Below are 13801 nucleotides of genomic sequence, written 5' to 3'. Positions count from 1 at the left end.
TTTCTCTTCCGATGTTCGGGTCCTTTGAGAGCGCGTCCGCTGTTCGGGTTCTTCGAGAGGTCCGGATCGGAGCGGTTGGTGACCGGGGCGATGGCCGGGGAGGGACGGGCAGTAGGCTCCCGGCTGTGCCGAACCAGACGCGCAGCGCCCGCATGACCGCCCAGCTCCTCCACCGGCCGCCGGGGCTCGGCCCAGGGGAGATGGTGCGCCACCTGCTGGCCGTCCAGGCGCAGGACGTGCCCTCCGCGCTGCTCGCCTTCCGCGCCAGATCCGCCACCCTCACCGTCGCGCAGATCGAGGACGCCTGGCGCTCCCGCGAGATCGTCAGGGCGTGGGGCCCGCGCGGAACCCTCCACTTCGTGCACCGCGACGATCTGCCGTGGCTGCTCGCCCTCACTCGCAACGACACCGGCACCCTGCGCAGGCTCGCCCAGGAAGGTGTCACGGGCGACGACCTGCCGCACCTGATCGACCGCGCCCTCGCGGGACAGGGCCCGCTCACCAAGGCCCAACTCGAGGAACGGCTCGCGGGTCGAGCAAAGGGCCAGGGCGTCGTCCACCTCGTGGCACTCGCCGCCTTCCACGGCCTCGCCGTCCTGGGGCCGCTCAAGGGCGGGAAGCCGACCTACGTCCACGCGGCCGACTGGCTGGGCGCGCCGATCTCCTTCGAGCCCGACCGTGACAGGGCGCTGGCGGAGCTGGCCGTCCGCTACCTGCGCGCCCACGCTCCCGCCACCCCCGAGGACCTGTCCGCCTGGTCGGGGCTGCCCGTGGGCACCGCCCGCACCGCCTTCCGGCTGGCCGCCCCCTCTGCCGTGGACGATGCCTCCGAGCCGGGCGGGGTACGGCTGGCGCCCGCCTTCGACGAGTACCTGATGGGGTGGGCGGACCGTACGCCGATCCTCGACGAGCGGCACAGGCGCGAGGTGTTTCCCGGAGGCGGCATCCTCCGCCCGGTCATGCTGGTCGACGGCGTGATCAGAGGCACCTGGTCACGCAAGGGCGAGACGGTGACCCTCAGCCCCTTCGAGGAGAGCGAGGCGCCTGAGCGGGAGAGCCTGGGGAACGGCGAGTCGCATGGGCGTGAGCGTCACGGGGAGATCGGCCCGCATGGGCCGGTGAAACGCGCGGAGAACGACCTGCGTGTGGCGGAAGGGCTCGGGAAGATCGACCGTCGTGGGCGGTCGGAAGGCCCGGACGATCGCCGTGGGAAGGCGGAGCTCGGCGGGGGCGACTTCCGTGGAGAGGAAGATGGGCAGGAAGAGCGCGGGGAGGACGTCTCGAGTCGACGTGGGAAGCTCGGGGAGATCGACCCACAGGGGCGGGAGCAGTCTGACGGCGGTTCGCGGGCTCTCGGGGAGACGGGCTCCAGGGGCGGCGGCTCTAGGGGCGGCGGCTCCCGGGGCGGCGACTCTCCGGGCGGCGACGCTCGGGGGTGGGCGGAGGAGGTGGCTGATGTCCGGGCCTTCCTCAGCGGCTCACCGCGCCTCTGATGCAGTGCGGCTTCGACCAGGCGACCGTGCTCTTCTGGCTGATCTCCAGCGCCGCGCCCACCAGGAAGCAGTAGCCGGTGTCCGGGTCGAGGCCCAGCACCCTGGCAGAGGTGGCGCCCGCCTCCATCGTCATGAGCTGCTGGCCGTCGGCGGGCTCGCGCTGCAGGACCAGCGGGTAGCGGCGGGTCTTCGCGGGCAGCGTCCACTGGACCGTGACCGCGGCCCCCTTGTCGGAGACCACCCGTAGCCTTCGGGGCGCCAGCGCGGCCAGAGCCGCCTTGCTGATCTCGGCGGGCTTGGTCGAGGCCGACTGCGGCCGCTTGGAGGCCTGGGCTGTGGGCTGAGGCTGCTGGTTCTGTCCGGGAAGGACGAAGGCGAGGACCGTTCCCGCGACGGCCACGGCCACGGCCACGACTGACGCGCCGATCACCACGTTGCCCCGCACCCGCGACCCACGCGTCTCGACGGGCGTCGTCGAGGCATGCCTCCCCTCAGCCTGCGTCGCACCCACGCCACCCGGGGAGCCGCCCACGCCCAGGGAGCCTCCAAAGGCTGCGGAACCTGCATCGCTCACGGTGCCCATCGAGCCTGCGGTGCCGGAGCCTGCGGTGCCCATCGAGCCTGCGGTGCCTATCGAGCCTGCGGTGCCCATGGCGCCGAGGTCCGGGGGGAAGCCGACGGAGCTCGGGGAGGCAGGGAAAGCCGGGGAGGCGAGAGAGTTCGCGGAGGATGGGGAGACGGGGGAGGGGGTCGTCGGCTGTCCTGCGCCGAAGGCGGGACCTGGTGACGCGGTGACGGGACCCGAACCGGGGGCGAACGGCGATCCGTCAGAGGGAGCGAAGGGCGAAGCCGCGACAGGCCCGTAGGGCGAACCCGCATGCGTGGGCGGTGCGTAAGGGGAGCTGTTCTGGTGGGGAGGCGCGTAAGGGGAGCCGTCCTGGGAGGGCGGCGCGTAGGGCGGGCCGCCATGCGAAGGAGGCGCGTAGGGGGAGGCGTCCGAAGGGGGCGCGTAAGGGGAGGTGCGGGCAGGAGGGGGCGCCTCCGCCACGGTGGCGGGCGCGGGCTCGGCGGACACCAGGTCCGTGACCGGCAGCCCGAGCGCCTCCTGCACCTCCCTCAGCCGCCTCGCGAACGCCCACGCCGACTCGTACCGCTCGCCCGGCGTCTTGGCCATCGCCCGCAGGATCGCCTCCGTCGCGATCGACGGCACGTCCGGCCTGTTGATGGGCGGCGGCTCACTGCTGAGCACCCTGAACATCAGCGGCGCGATCGAAGGGTCGGTCGGCGAGTGGAAGGCCGGCTGCCCGGCCAGCAGATGGTAGAGCGTGGACCCGAGCGAGTAGACGTCCGACGCGACGCTGTGCGGCTGTCCGCTGACCACCTCGGGCGCCGCGTGCAAGGGGGTGAAGGCCTGCGACGTCACCGACATCTCGGACGAGTCGACCACCCTCGCGACGCCGAAGTCGGCGATCGCAGGCTCGCCGTACCGGGAGACGAGGATGTTCTGCGGCTTGATGTCGCCGTGCAGCACCCCCGCCTCGTGCACCGCCGCCAGGGCGGCGGCCAGCTTCACGCCGGTGCGCAGCACGTCGGCCAGCGGCAGCGGCCCCTGCGCGCGCACCCTGTCGCGCAGCGAGCCGTTCTCGAAGAACTCCATGGCGATGTACGGCTTGCCCGCCCGCGTCGTGCCCGTGTCGAAGACGGTGACCACGTTCGGATGCCCGGTCAGCCGCCCCGTGAGCTGCAACTCGCGCTGGAACCTGCGCATGGTCCGCTGGTCGACCCTGTCGACGGTCAGGACCTTGAGCGCCACGACCCGGTCGAGGCGCTCCTGGTAGGCCTTGTAGACCACGCCGAACCCGCCCTGGCCCGCCGTGTCGAGCACCCGGTAGCCCGGGGCGTCCTCCCCTGAACGCACGCCGCCTCCCCCTGTTCCCCGGGCGAGTTTAGTGGGGTTTGCGGTGCTTGATGGGGCGTAGTGACATCAGAGCGAGGGCAGGACCGCCGCAGGCAGCATGAGCCACGCGCCGCCGACCACCGAGGCCGCCGCGACCACCAGGAAGAACAGGACGTAGAAGCCGCCGGGCAGGAAGGTCAGCCTGGCGAGCTGGTCGGCGTCGGAGTCGGGCGCCTGGCCCCTGCGCCGCTTGCGCCTCAGCTCGAGAATGGGCCTGACCCCGCCGAACAGCAGGAACCACACCGCGACCTGCGCCACGACCATCTGGACGTCGTCGGGGGCGTACATCGACAGGGCGAACACCGCCCCGCCCGTCGCCAGCAGGATCAGCGCGCCGTACAGGTTGCGGATCAGCAGCAGCATGCAGACCAGGAACAGCAGCACGCTCCACACCAGCAGGGTGACCCGCCCCTGGGCGGTCAGCCACGCGCCGGCCAGGCCCAGCAGTGAGGGGGCCACGTAGCCGGCGAGCGCGGTGAAGACCATGCCGGGGCCCGTGGGCCTGCCTCTGGTGAGCGTCACGCCCGAGGTGTCGGAGTGCAGGCGGATGCCCTGCAGCCGGCGGCGGCTGAGCAGCGCCACCAGCGCGTGACCACCCTCGTGGGCGATGGTGACCAGGCCTCTGGTCAGCTGCCACGACGTGCGGTAGGCGACGATCACGAAGGCGGCCAGGGCCGAGAGCGCCACGAGCCACAGCTCGGGGGGTGGCTGAGCCTCGACCAGGTGGGCCCATAGCTTGTCCATCACGCATGACCCTATCCAGGTAAGGTCGCGACTGTGGCCATAGAACAAGATTCTGCCGTGCCCGGCTGGTGGCAGGCGCTGGGGCTGCCGGGACTTGTCGACCTGCACGTCCACTTCCTGCCCGAGCGGATGGAGCGCAGGGTGTGGCACCACTTCGACAACGGCGGCCCGCTCATGGGGCAGGGCTGGCAGATCCGCTACCGGCAGCCGGTGGAGGAGCGCGTCGCGCTGCTGACCGGGATGGGCCTGCGCGCCTTCCCCGCCCTGGCCTACGCCCACAGGCCCGGCATGGCCGCCGACCTCAACGCCTGGACCCTCGACTTCGCCCGCAAGGTGCCCGAGTGCCTGCCGTCGGCGACCTTCTTCCCCGAGCCCGGCGTGCTCACCTACGTGCGGCAGGCGCTCGACGACGGCGTCAGGATCTTCAAGATCCACCTCCAGGTCGGCGCCTTCGACCCCAGGCTCCCCGAGCTCGACCCGGTCTGGGGCCTGCTCGCCGAGGCGGGCACCCCCGTCGTGGTGCACGCCAGCTCGGTGCCCGTGCCGGGCGGCTGCGTCGGCGTCCAGCCGGTCAGCGAGGTCATGCGCCGCCACCCCCGCCTGTGCATGGTGATCGCGCACCTGGGGATGCCCGAGTACGAGGACTTCTTCGACCTGGCCGAACGCCACGAGCGCGTCGCCCTGGACACCACGATGGCCTTCACCTCCTTCGCCGAGCGCGGCATGCCCTTCCCCCAACGGCTCAGCCCGAGGCTGCGTGAGCTCGGTCTCGCTGGGAAGGTGGTGCTCGGCAGCGACTTCCCCACCATCCCGCACGCCTACGCCCACCAGCTCGACGGCCTGGAAGGACTCGGCCTGGGTGGTGACTGGTTGCGCGCCGTGTGCTGGGAGAATGCGATACGCATGATCTGATCAGAGGGGGATGTCATGAACGACCGGCATGTGGCCTTGCTCACCACCTTCTTCGAGGCGTTCAGCAAGAGCGACACCGACGCCATGGAGCGTTGCTACCACCCTGACGTCAGCTTCGGTGACCCGGTCTTCCAGGAGCTGGAGGGCCGCGACAAGGTGATGGCCATGTGGCGGCTGATGCTGTCCAGAGGCGACGGCACCGACGTGACCTACCGGGCTATCACCGCCGACGACTTCACCGGCAGCGCCAGCTGGACGGCCCGCTACACCTTCACCAGCACGGGCCGCGAGGTGGTCAACGAGGTGGAGGCGTTCTTCCGCTTCGACGACGGGCTGATCGTGCGCCACCATGACGACTTCGACTTCCGCCAGTGGTCCAGAATGGCGCTGGGCAGACCGGCGGGGTTGCTGCTCGGGTGGACCCCGATGTTCCGCAAGACCATCAGAGACCGGGCCCAGCAGGCGCTCACCGAGTTCCAGCTGTCGTAGGAGGGCCCCCATGGCACGGATGAAGGGCTTCCTGCGCAGCGGCGGGCGTGAACCGGCGCCCGAGCACTCGATGGACCCCAAGGGCGAGGAGGCCCCTCCCTACCGCCCCACCGTCATCGACAACGCCCTCTACCTCGACGGGCACCGCATCGGCACGCCCGCCTCCCTCGCCGACGCCTTCGACAGCCTCAAGAACACTCCCGGCAGCATGGCCTGGATCGGCCTCTACCGACCGAAGGACTGGGAGCTGGCCAAGCTGGCGGGCGAGTTCGGCCTGCACGAGCTGGCGCTCGAAGACGCCATCGTCGGTCACCAGCGCCCCAAGGCCGACCGATACGGCGAGATGCTCTTCGTGGTGCTGCGCGCCGCCACCTACCTCGACGACGTCGAGGAGGTCGCCTTCGGCGAGGTGCACGCCTTCGTCGGCAACAACTTCGTGGTGACCGTACGGCACGCCGAGTCGCCCGACCTGGCCGCGGTGCGCAGGCGCATGGAGTCGGACCCCGACCTGCTGCGTCAGGGGCCGCAGGCCGTCCTCTACGCCATCCTCGACGCCGTGGTCGACGGCTACGCCCCCGTCGTGGCGGGGCTGCAGAAGGACATCGAGGAGATCGAGGTGCAGGTCTTCGGCGGCGATCCCACGGTCTCCCGCCGCGTCTACGAACTGTTCGGCGAGGTCATCGAGTTTCAGAGGGCGACCAGCCCGCTGCTGCCGATGATCGACGGCTTCATCGCGGGCGCCCACAAGTACGGCGTCAACGAGGAGCTGCAGAGCTACCTGCGCGACGTCGCCGACCACGCGATCACCGTCTCCGAGCGGGTGGCGGGCTTCCGCCAGCTGCTGCAGAACATCCTCATGATCAACTCGACGCTCGTGGCGCAGGAGCAGACCAGGGCCAGCTACGCGCAGAGCGAGGAGGTCAAGAAGATCTCCGCGTGGGCGGCCATCCTGTTCGCGCCCACGCTGGTCGGCACCATCTACGGGATGAACTTCGACCACATGCCCGAGACCCACTGGGCCTTCGGCTACCCGTTCGCGATCGTGCTGATGGCGGCGGTGTGCCTCATCCTCTACGTGGTCTTCAAACGGCGCGACTGGCTGTGAGGCGGGTACGGCGCGCCGCCGTACCCGCCTCGCGAGCGATCAGCTGAGCAGCTTGCGCGCCGCCTGCTCGATCTCGACCTCCGACAGCAGCACGTGGTTGGCTGCCTCGCCCAGCGGGATGAAGCTGTCGGCCGAGGCGACCCTGGCCAGCTGCCCGGTGAAGCCCGCGTCGAGCATCTCGGCCACGATGCCCTCCGAGACGCCGCCCGTGCGCCTGCTCTCGTCGGCGATCAGGACCTTGCCGGTCAGCTCGGCCGCCCGCATGAGGTCCTCCATCGGCAGCGGCGCCAGCCACCGCAGGTCGAGGACCCTGCAGCTCACCCCGTCCTGGGTGAGCTTGACCGCCGCCCGCAGGCTCATCCGCAGGCCGTTGCCGTACGTCACGATCGTCAGGTCTCGGCCGTCGCCGTAACCGCGCGCCCTGCCGATCGGCACGTGCGTCTCGGCCCACCTGGTCGGCGGCGCGTACGGCGCGAGCCACCCGCTGTCGCCCTCGTCGAACAGGTCGCGGGTGTTGTAGAGCGCGATCGGCTCGATGAACACGCACACCGAGCCCTCGGTGCGCGCGGCGGCCAGGCACGTGCGCAGCATCGCCGAGGCGTCGTCGGGCCTGGACGGCGAGGCGATGACGATGCCTGGGATGTCGCGCAGCGCGGCGATGGAGTTGTCGTTGTGGAAGTGGCCGCCGAACCCCTTCTGGTAGGCGTAGCCCGCCACGCGCACCACCATCGGGTTGCGGTAGGCGCCGCGGGAGAAGAACGACATCGTCGCCGCCTCGCCGCGGATCTGGTCGAGCGCGTTGTGCAGGTAGGCGAGGTACTGGATCTCCGGCACCGGCAGCATCCTGGACACGCCCGTGCCGAGCGCCAGGCCGAGCACGGCTTGCTCGTCGAGGAGGGTGTCGAAGACGCGCCCTGCGCCGAAGCGCTTCTGCAGCCCTCGCGTCACGCCGTAGACGCCGCCCTTCTTGGCGACGTCCTCGCCGAAGACCATCATCTCCGGGTAGACGGCCAGCGCGTCGGCCAGCGTGCGGTTGATCGCCTGGGAGAGCGTGAGCGGCTTGTCCTCCTTCTCGGGCAGCTGCCCTGCGAAGGCCTTCTCCCTCGCCGAGGGCTCGGCGGCGACCGGGCTGATCTTGGCGATCATGTCGGCCCTGCGCGGGGCGAGCGGCTCGATGATCTCGCGGGCGGAGGTGAGCTTGGGCGCGCGGGTGGCCTCCAGCGCCATCCGCAGCAGGTGCTCGCGCTCGGCCTCGTAGCGCCTGAGCAGCTCCTCGGGCGTGGCCAGCCCCGCCTCGACCAGCAGGGCGGCCGTGCGCAGCAGCGGGTCGCGCTCGTAGTCGGCGCGGATCTCGCGCTGGGTGCGGTAGGAGGACTCGACGTCGGAGCCCGCGTGGCCCATCAGCCGCACGGTGCTCAGGTGCAGGAAGGCAGGCGAGCGCGTGGTGCGCACGTGCTCGGCGGCGCGGACGGCCGCGTCGTGGACCTCGGCCAGGTCGCAGCCGTCGGCCTGGATGTACTCGATGCCCGGACGGCGCGCGGCCGCCTCCACCCAGCCCTTGGGCGTGCGGACCGAGATGCCGAGGCCGTTGTCCTCGCACACGAACAGGATCGGCAGCGGCTGGCCCTGGTAGGTGGCGTAGGAAGCGGTGTTGAAGGCCGACAGGGCGCTGGCGTGGTTGATCGAGGCGTCGCCGAAGCTGCACACCGCGATCGCGTCGCCCGGCCAGGCGGAGGCGACGCCGAGCGCCCTGGCCCGCTCGATGGCCAGCGCGACGCCCACCGAGCGCGGCAGGTGGCTGGCGATCGTGGAGGTCTGCGGGATGATCGCCAGGTCTGGATGGCCGAACACCTTGTGCCTGCCGCCCGCGATCGGCTCGTCGGACGAGGCGGTCAGCCCCAGCAGCACGTCGCGCAGCCCTTGCTCGGGCAGGCGGCCCGCCATGACGGAGCGAGTCAGGTAGAAGGCCCCCGAGCGGTAGTGAAGGAGGGCGGGATCGGTGGTCCGGACGGCGGCGGCCACCGCGGCGTTGCCCTCGTGGCCGGCCGAGCCGATGGTGTAGAAGCCCTCGTTCTGCTCGCGCAGCCATCTGGCGGCGATGTCGAGCAGCCGGCTGCCCTGCTGGCGGTCGTACAGCTCACGGCATCGCTCGCCGGTCAGCGTGCTGCCCTCCCTGATGGGCAGGGCCGGATCTCGGGGAGCGCCCGCCTTGAGCGTCGCAACCGCATCGGTGAAGTGAGTCTCAACAGTGTCGCGCGCCACAAGCCCGATTATGTCCCCCAGATACCGCGTGCGTCTGCCGGTCCGGGAGGACAGAGTTCTTGTCTGACAGATCTGAATGACAGTTTGTCAGGATTTCAAACTCTTTGCCTGTCCTAAACGTCTACTTTAAGTACGACGTGGCACCCTCATGCCGCGTTTCAACCAACGGGGAAAGGAACGGAGTACCCGAATGTTGCAACGCTTCCGAGCGGCAGCCGTGGCGCTCGCGGTAGGAGCAGGGGCACTCGCCCTCGCGCCCACCGCCACCGCGGCGACCGCGCCGAGCATCTCTCAGGTGGATGTCTCTCCCTCGCCGATCGTCGTCACCGGCGACCAGCAGGTCACCGCGACGTTCACGTTCACGACCAAAGACGCCGGCAAGGCCGAGCTGAAGCTCAGGGCCCCCGGCGACGTGGGCGTGGGCACCCCGGTCGACCTGACTCCCGCGCCTCACGGGCAGGAGACCAGGTGGACGGGCAAGAAGTCCTTCGACGCCAAGAACGCCGGCAAGTGGAACCTCCTGGCCATCGCCCACTCGGGTGACGGCTCGGAGAAGTCGACCAACGGCTCCTTCACCGTCGAGGTCAAGAAGAGCGCCGTCGACACGAAGATCGTGGACTTCGGCGCGCACCCTGACGTGGTCGCCAAGGGCGACCGCATCTCGGTCTCAGGCCGCCTGCTCGCCGAGCGCGACGGCTGGAAGGGATACGGCGACCAGCGCGTCACCATCACCTTCCGCGAGAAGGGCACCGACGCCTACCGGCACATCACCACGGTCGGCACCAGCCGTAGCGGCTGGTTCTCCGCCAGGGTGAGCGTCGAGGCCACCGGCTGGTGGCGGGCCGAGTTCAACGGCCACGCCGGCGCCAAGGGCTCCGTCAGCGACACCGACAGGGTCGATGTCAGGCACCGGTCGGCCGACAGCAGGATCGTCGGCTTCAGCGCCGACCCCGAGCCCGTCGACAAGGGCGACAGGCTCACCTTCAGGGGCGCCCTGCAGGTCGACGGCTCGCACGGCTGGGACGGCCTGGCCGGCCAGCGGGTCACCATCCTGTTCAAGGCGCACGGCTCCAGCAGGTGGGAGGCCGTGACCGGTGACAGGACCGGCCGCGACGGCCGCTTCTGGGCCTCGGCCACCGCGCAGACCTCCGGCTGGTGGCGCGCGGTGTTCTCGGGGAGCAGGGGCGTCGAGGGCTCCAGCAGCTCGAGTGACTGGGTGAGGGTCGTCAAGCCGACGCCCCCGCCGAGCAGGGACAAGAGCAAGCTGGTCAAGTTCAACGCCTACCCCGAGCCGGTCAAGTACGGCAACTACCTGCGATTCAGGGGCGTGCTCCTGGTCGACGGCGGTGGCTACGAGGCCAAGGTCGGGCTGTACTTCAAGCCCAAGGGCTCCAGCAAGTGGCAGTTCGTCAAGACGACGAACTCCACCGGCAGCGGCAAGCTCTACACCAAGGTCAAGGCCTACAAGTCGGGCTACTGGAAGTTCGTCTTCAAGGGTGACGACGACGCCTACGGCTCGCAGAGCGGCAGGGACTACGTCCGCGTCAAGAGGTAAATGATCGGTGAACGAGGGGCCTGGTCGTCAGATCAGGCCCCTTTTCATCGCCGTGACCACGGCGGCCGCCCTGTTGTCGACGCCGAGCTTGCCGAAGACGTGCCGCAGGTGGGTCTTGACCGTGGTCTCGCTGATCAGCAGCCGCCTGGCGATCTCCTTGTTGCCCGCGCCCGCCGCGACCAGACGCAACACCTCCAGCTCGCGCGGGCTCGGCTCGACCTGCTCGCGCAGGCCGAGCAGCTTGGAGGTGATCGAGGGGGCGATCATCGGACGGTCCTGCGCCGCCGTGCGGACCGCCCTGTGCAGATCCTCGCGCGGCGCGTCCTTCAGCAGGTAGCCGACCACGCCGTGGGCCAGCGCCCTGGAGACGTCCTCGTCGGAGTCGTAGGTGGTCAGCACGATCACCCTGATCTCCGGACGGTCGGCGCGCAGCCTCCTGATGGCGCCCACGCCGTCGAGTCCGGGCATCCGCAGATCCATGAGCACCACGTCGGGCCGCGCGCTGTCGGCCATCGCCAAGGCCTCGTGCCCGTCACCGGCCTCGGCCACCACCTCGATGTCGGACAGCCCCTCGAACATGCCGCGCAGCCCGTCGCGCACCACGGGATGGTCGTCGACGATCATCAGGCGCAGGGGATGCTCACGCACAGCGCCGTCCCCTCTCCTCGCGCCGACTCCACCGTGACCGCGCCGCCGACGCGGGCCGCCCGCTCCCGCATCGCGGTCAGCCCGTAGCCGCCCTCCCTGCCCGCGCCGCCCGGTCCCGCGCCGTCGATGCCCAGGCCGTCGAGTCCCGCGCCGTCGAATCCCGCGCCGTCGTCGAGCACGTCGAGCGTCACCTCCCCGTCCATGTACGTCAGCGTGAGCGCCACCGAGGTGGCCCGCGCGTGCCTGGCCACGTTGGCCAGGCCCTCCTGCGCCGCGCGCAGCAGCACGACCTCCACGTCGGGGTCGAGCGGGCGGGGCGGCCCGCTGACCGCCATCCGCGCGCGCACCCCGGTCCGCGCCGACCAGCGCCTGGCCACACCCGCCAGGGCGAGGTCGAGCCGCTCCCTCTGCAGCGGCTCCGGCCGCAGCTGGTGCACCGACCTGCGCGCCTCCGCCAGGCTCTCCCTGGCCAGCCGCTTCGCGCTGGCGATCCGCTCCCGTACGGCCGCCAGGTCGTCGCCCGCCTGCTCGGCCGCCTCCAGCTGGGTGATCACCCCGCTGAAGCCCTGCGCGAGGGTGTCGTGGATCTCCCCTGCCAGCCTGGTCCGCTCCTCGAGCACGCCCAGCTCCTTGTTGCGTTCACCGGCCTTGACCAGGAAGTTGACGAACAGCCCCATCAGGACGGCCAGCGCGATGCCGGCCAGGAGCGAGACGGCCCTGGAGGGAGCCCGGCTGATCTCGGCCAGGCCGCCCGCGGCGCTGAAGGCCGTTGTCACGAGCACCGCCGCGCCGCCGTACGCCCATCTGCCCGGCAGCATGACGTACGGCAGCGAGAGCATCCCGAAGATCAGCGTGTCGAAGGCGGGATCGAGGACGATCAGCACGGCCATGAGCGCGATGAGCACCGTCAGGTGCCAGCCCATCGGGTGCAGCCGTTCGAACCTGTCCCTGCCGCGCACGACGAAGAGCCAGTAGTAGAGCGCCATCACCGCGGCCACCGCCCACGCGGGGGCCCCGCCCTCGCGGCCGGTCAGCGCCGGGATCGCCAGACACGCGTAGAACAGCAGGTGGAAGGCTCGAAACCACCTGGCCTCCTCGCCCATCTCACTCCCAGCGGAACAGCGCGGCCGAAATGACGGTGGACGCCACGATTATCCCCGTGAGCGCGAGCAGGGGAAGCGCCGTCGGCGTTCCCGCCCAGCCCTCGCGCAGCGCGGTGACCGCCGGGCCGAGCGGCAGGTACTCGCCGATCGCGCGCAGCGACGGGGGCAGTCCCTCCCTGGGGATCGCCGCCCCGCTGAGGAAGATCATCGGAAACATGATCATCAGGCCGAGCAGGTCGGCCACCCTGACCGTGCGGGCGACGGCGGCGATCAGGAACCCGAGCGAGCAGGTCATCAGCACGGTCAGCACGAAGGCCAGGGCCAGCGGGGCCGGATGGGCGGGAGCGTCCACCCCGAAGGCGGCCAGCGCCGCGACCACGATGATGGCCGCGCCCGCCAGCCCCATGACCAGCTGCGCCACCACCTGCGCGGCCAGGACGGCCAGCGGCGCGATCGGCGTGGTGGCCAGGCGGCGCAGCACCTTGCGCTCGCGGTAGGTCACGACGAACCCGGGAAGCGCGGAGATGCCGCCGATGGCCAGGATCATGGCCAGGTAGCTCGGCACGAGGACCGCGATCCTCTCGCTGCCGGTGTGCAGCACCAGCAGCATCAGGGGGAAGGCCACCATGAAGAACAGCGTGCCGGGGTCGCGGGACAGCAGGGTCAGCTCGGTCGCCGACATCCGGGCGAAGGCTCTCATCGGACCAGCTCCAGGTAGGCCTCGTCCAGGGAGTTCGTCCCCGTGGCGGTCATGAGCTCGGCGGCCGTTCCGAGCGAGATGATCCTTCCCCTGGCGAAGACGGCGATCCTGTCGCACAACGCCTCGGCCTCGTCCATGAAGTGGCTGACCAGCACCACCGTGACGCCCGCGGCCTTGAGCTCGCCCACCAGCGCCCAGGTCTCCCGCCTGGCGACGGGGTCGAGCCCGGTGGTGAGCTCGTCGAGTATCACCAGTTCAGGGCTGCCCACCAGGGCCAGCGCGATCTGCAGGCGCTGGCGCTGACCGCCCGACAGGTCGCCGTAGGCCTTGCGGGCCAGCGGGGCGAGCCCCCAGCGCTCCATCACCTGCCGCCAGTCGTCGGGGCGGCGGTAGAAGGCGGCGAAGAGCCTGAGCGCCTCGGCGACCTTGAGCCGGTCGGGCAGGCCCGCCTCCTGGAGCTGGACGCCGATGCGCTCGGCGAGCGCGCGGCGGCGGCGCGCGGGGTCGAGCCCGAGCACCTCGATCGATCCCCCGTCGGGGCGGCGCAGGCCCGACAGGCACTCGACCGTGCTCGTCTTGCCCGCCCCGTTGTGTCCGACGACGCCGAAGGTCTCCCCGGCGCTCACGGTGAACGACACGTCGTCTACGGCGACGTTCGCTCCGTACGTCTTGCGCAGTGCGCTGACTCGTATGGCTGTCATGCCGCAAGCCTCGCCGCGGGGCGGGAGCCGCGGCATCGACCTGGACGGCGCCCCCGCATCGTCCTTTCGGACGATGGAGCTACCAGAATGCGGGCCAGTGCTCCGGCCTTCAGGCCTGAGGTGAAGGCCCGC

General features: G+C 70.9%; 12 protein-coding genes. 5 read left to right on the top strand and 7 right to left on the bottom strand.

Annotated features, from left to right (window positions below; translation table 11 throughout):
- The first annotated feature begins 125 nt into the window (after positions 1 to 125).
- Positions 126 to 1493, top strand: a complete 1368-nt coding sequence (locus FHR33_RS10890) for a winged helix DNA-binding domain-containing protein (RefSeq protein ID WP_183645833.1) — start codon at positions 126 to 128, stop codon at positions 1491 to 1493.
- Here the strand turns inward: FHR33_RS10890 and FHR33_RS10885 are convergent.
- Together FHR33_RS10885 and FHR33_RS10880 are read right to left on the bottom strand one after the other, a co-directional pair.
- Entirely contained in the window at positions 1471 to 3411 is a 1941-nt protein-coding gene (locus FHR33_RS10885) for a serine/threonine-protein kinase (protein ID WP_183645832.1), read from the bottom strand. The genes FHR33_RS10890 and FHR33_RS10885 overlap by 23 nt on opposite strands.
- 66 nt (positions 3412 to 3477) lie before the next feature.
- Entirely contained in the window at positions 3478 to 4194 is a 717-nt protein-coding gene (locus tag FHR33_RS10880) for a M50 family metallopeptidase (protein ID WP_183645831.1), read from the bottom strand.
- 33 nt (positions 4195 to 4227) lie between these two features.
- Between FHR33_RS10880 and FHR33_RS10875 the strand changes: the two genes are divergently transcribed.
- The 3 genes from FHR33_RS10875 to FHR33_RS10865 are packed head-to-tail and all read left to right on the top strand — an operon-like array spanning position 4228 to position 6700.
- Entirely contained in the window at positions 4228 to 5106 is an 879-nt protein-coding gene (locus FHR33_RS10875; protein ID WP_312895462.1) for an amidohydrolase family protein, read from the top strand.
- Positions 5107 to 5121: 15 nt separating this feature from the next.
- The gene (locus tag FHR33_RS10870) at positions 5122 to 5595 is read left to right on the top strand and encodes a nuclear transport factor 2 family protein (RefSeq protein WP_183645830.1); all 474 of its coding nucleotides are present in this window, start codon (positions 5122 to 5124) and stop codon (positions 5593 to 5595) included.
- A gap of 10 nt (positions 5596 to 5605) precedes the next feature.
- Entirely contained in the window at positions 5606 to 6700 is a 1095-nt protein-coding gene (locus FHR33_RS10865; RefSeq protein ID WP_183645829.1) for a magnesium and cobalt transport protein CorA, read from the top strand.
- A 39-nt stretch (positions 6701 to 6739) separates the two neighbouring features.
- On the opposite strand, the gene FHR33_RS10860 is transcribed toward FHR33_RS10865, so the two are convergent.
- A complete protein-coding gene (locus FHR33_RS10860) occupies positions 6740 to 8962 on the bottom strand; it encodes a thiamine pyrophosphate-dependent enzyme (RefSeq protein WP_183645828.1) in 2223 nt (740 codons plus the stop codon).
- A gap of 190 nt (positions 8963 to 9152) precedes the next feature.
- Here FHR33_RS10860 and FHR33_RS10855 point away from each other — a divergent pair, with 190 nt between their 5' ends.
- Complete coding sequence (locus tag FHR33_RS10855) at positions 9153 to 10517, top strand: hypothetical protein (RefSeq protein WP_183645827.1); 1365 nt, start codon at positions 9153 to 9155, stop codon at positions 10515 to 10517.
- A 27-nt stretch (positions 10518 to 10544) separates the two neighbouring features.
- On the opposite strand, the gene FHR33_RS10850 is transcribed toward FHR33_RS10855, so the two are convergent.
- Genes FHR33_RS10850 through FHR33_RS10835 form a run of 4 tightly spaced genes read right to left on the bottom strand, consistent with a single transcriptional unit; the run spans position 10545 to position 13669 of the window.
- Positions 10545 to 11165 (bottom strand): response regulator, encoded by a 621-nt coding sequence (locus tag FHR33_RS10850; protein WP_312895461.1) that lies wholly within the window; start codon positions 11163 to 11165, stop codon positions 10545 to 10547.
- Positions 11141 to 12268: a sensor histidine kinase gene (locus tag FHR33_RS10845; RefSeq protein WP_183645826.1), complete on the bottom strand. Its 1128-nt coding sequence runs from the start codon at positions 12266 to 12268 to the stop codon at positions 11141 to 11143. Before FHR33_RS10845 ends, FHR33_RS10850 begins: the two co-directional genes overlap by 25 nt.
- Before the next feature lies 1 nt (position 12269).
- Entirely contained in the window at positions 12270 to 12968 is a 699-nt protein-coding gene (locus FHR33_RS10840; protein WP_183645825.1) for an ABC transporter permease, read from the bottom strand.
- Complete coding sequence (locus FHR33_RS10835) at positions 12965 to 13669, bottom strand: ABC transporter ATP-binding protein (RefSeq protein ID WP_183645824.1); 705 nt, start codon at positions 13667 to 13669, stop codon at positions 12965 to 12967. The genes FHR33_RS10840 and FHR33_RS10835 overlap by 4 nt, the downstream gene beginning before the upstream one ends.
- Positions 13670 to 13801 lie beyond the last annotated feature (132 nt).

The sequence above is a fragment of the Nonomuraea dietziae genome (assembly GCF_014195505.1).
Lineage (GTDB): Bacteria > Actinomycetota > Actinomycetes > Streptosporangiales > Streptosporangiaceae > Nonomuraea > Nonomuraea roseola.
The sequence above is the reverse complement of the archived record's forward strand: the minus strand, read 5'-3'. Positions and strand labels throughout refer to the sequence as shown.

What these genes read in the sequence shown, in the direction of transcription:
- FHR33_RS10880 (WP_183645831.1), bottom strand. Translation starts at nt 4,194, where the DNA reads ATGGACAAGCTATGGGCCCACCTGGTCGAGGCTCAGCCACCCCCCGAG.
- FHR33_RS10870 (WP_183645830.1), top strand. Translation starts at nt 5,122, where the DNA reads ATGAACGACCGGCATGTGGCCTTGCTCACCACCTTCTTCGAGGCGTTC.
- FHR33_RS10865 (WP_183645829.1), top strand. Translation starts at nt 5,606, where the DNA reads ATGGCACGGATGAAGGGCTTCCTGCGCAGCGGCGGGCGTGAACCGGCG.
- FHR33_RS10855 (WP_183645827.1), top strand. Translation starts at nt 9,153, where the DNA reads ATGTTGCAACGCTTCCGAGCGGCAGCCGTGGCGCTCGCGGTAGGAGCA.
- FHR33_RS10845 (WP_183645826.1), bottom strand. Translation starts at nt 12,268, where the DNA reads ATGGGCGAGGAGGCCAGGTGGTTTCGAGCCTTCCACCTGCTGTTCTAC.
- FHR33_RS10840 (WP_183645825.1), bottom strand. Translation starts at nt 12,968, where the DNA reads ATGAGAGCCTTCGCCCGGATGTCGGCGACCGAGCTGACCCTGCTGTCC.
- FHR33_RS10835 (WP_183645824.1), bottom strand. Translation starts at nt 13,669, where the DNA reads ATGACAGCCATACGAGTCAGCGCACTGCGCAAGACGTACGGAGCGAAC.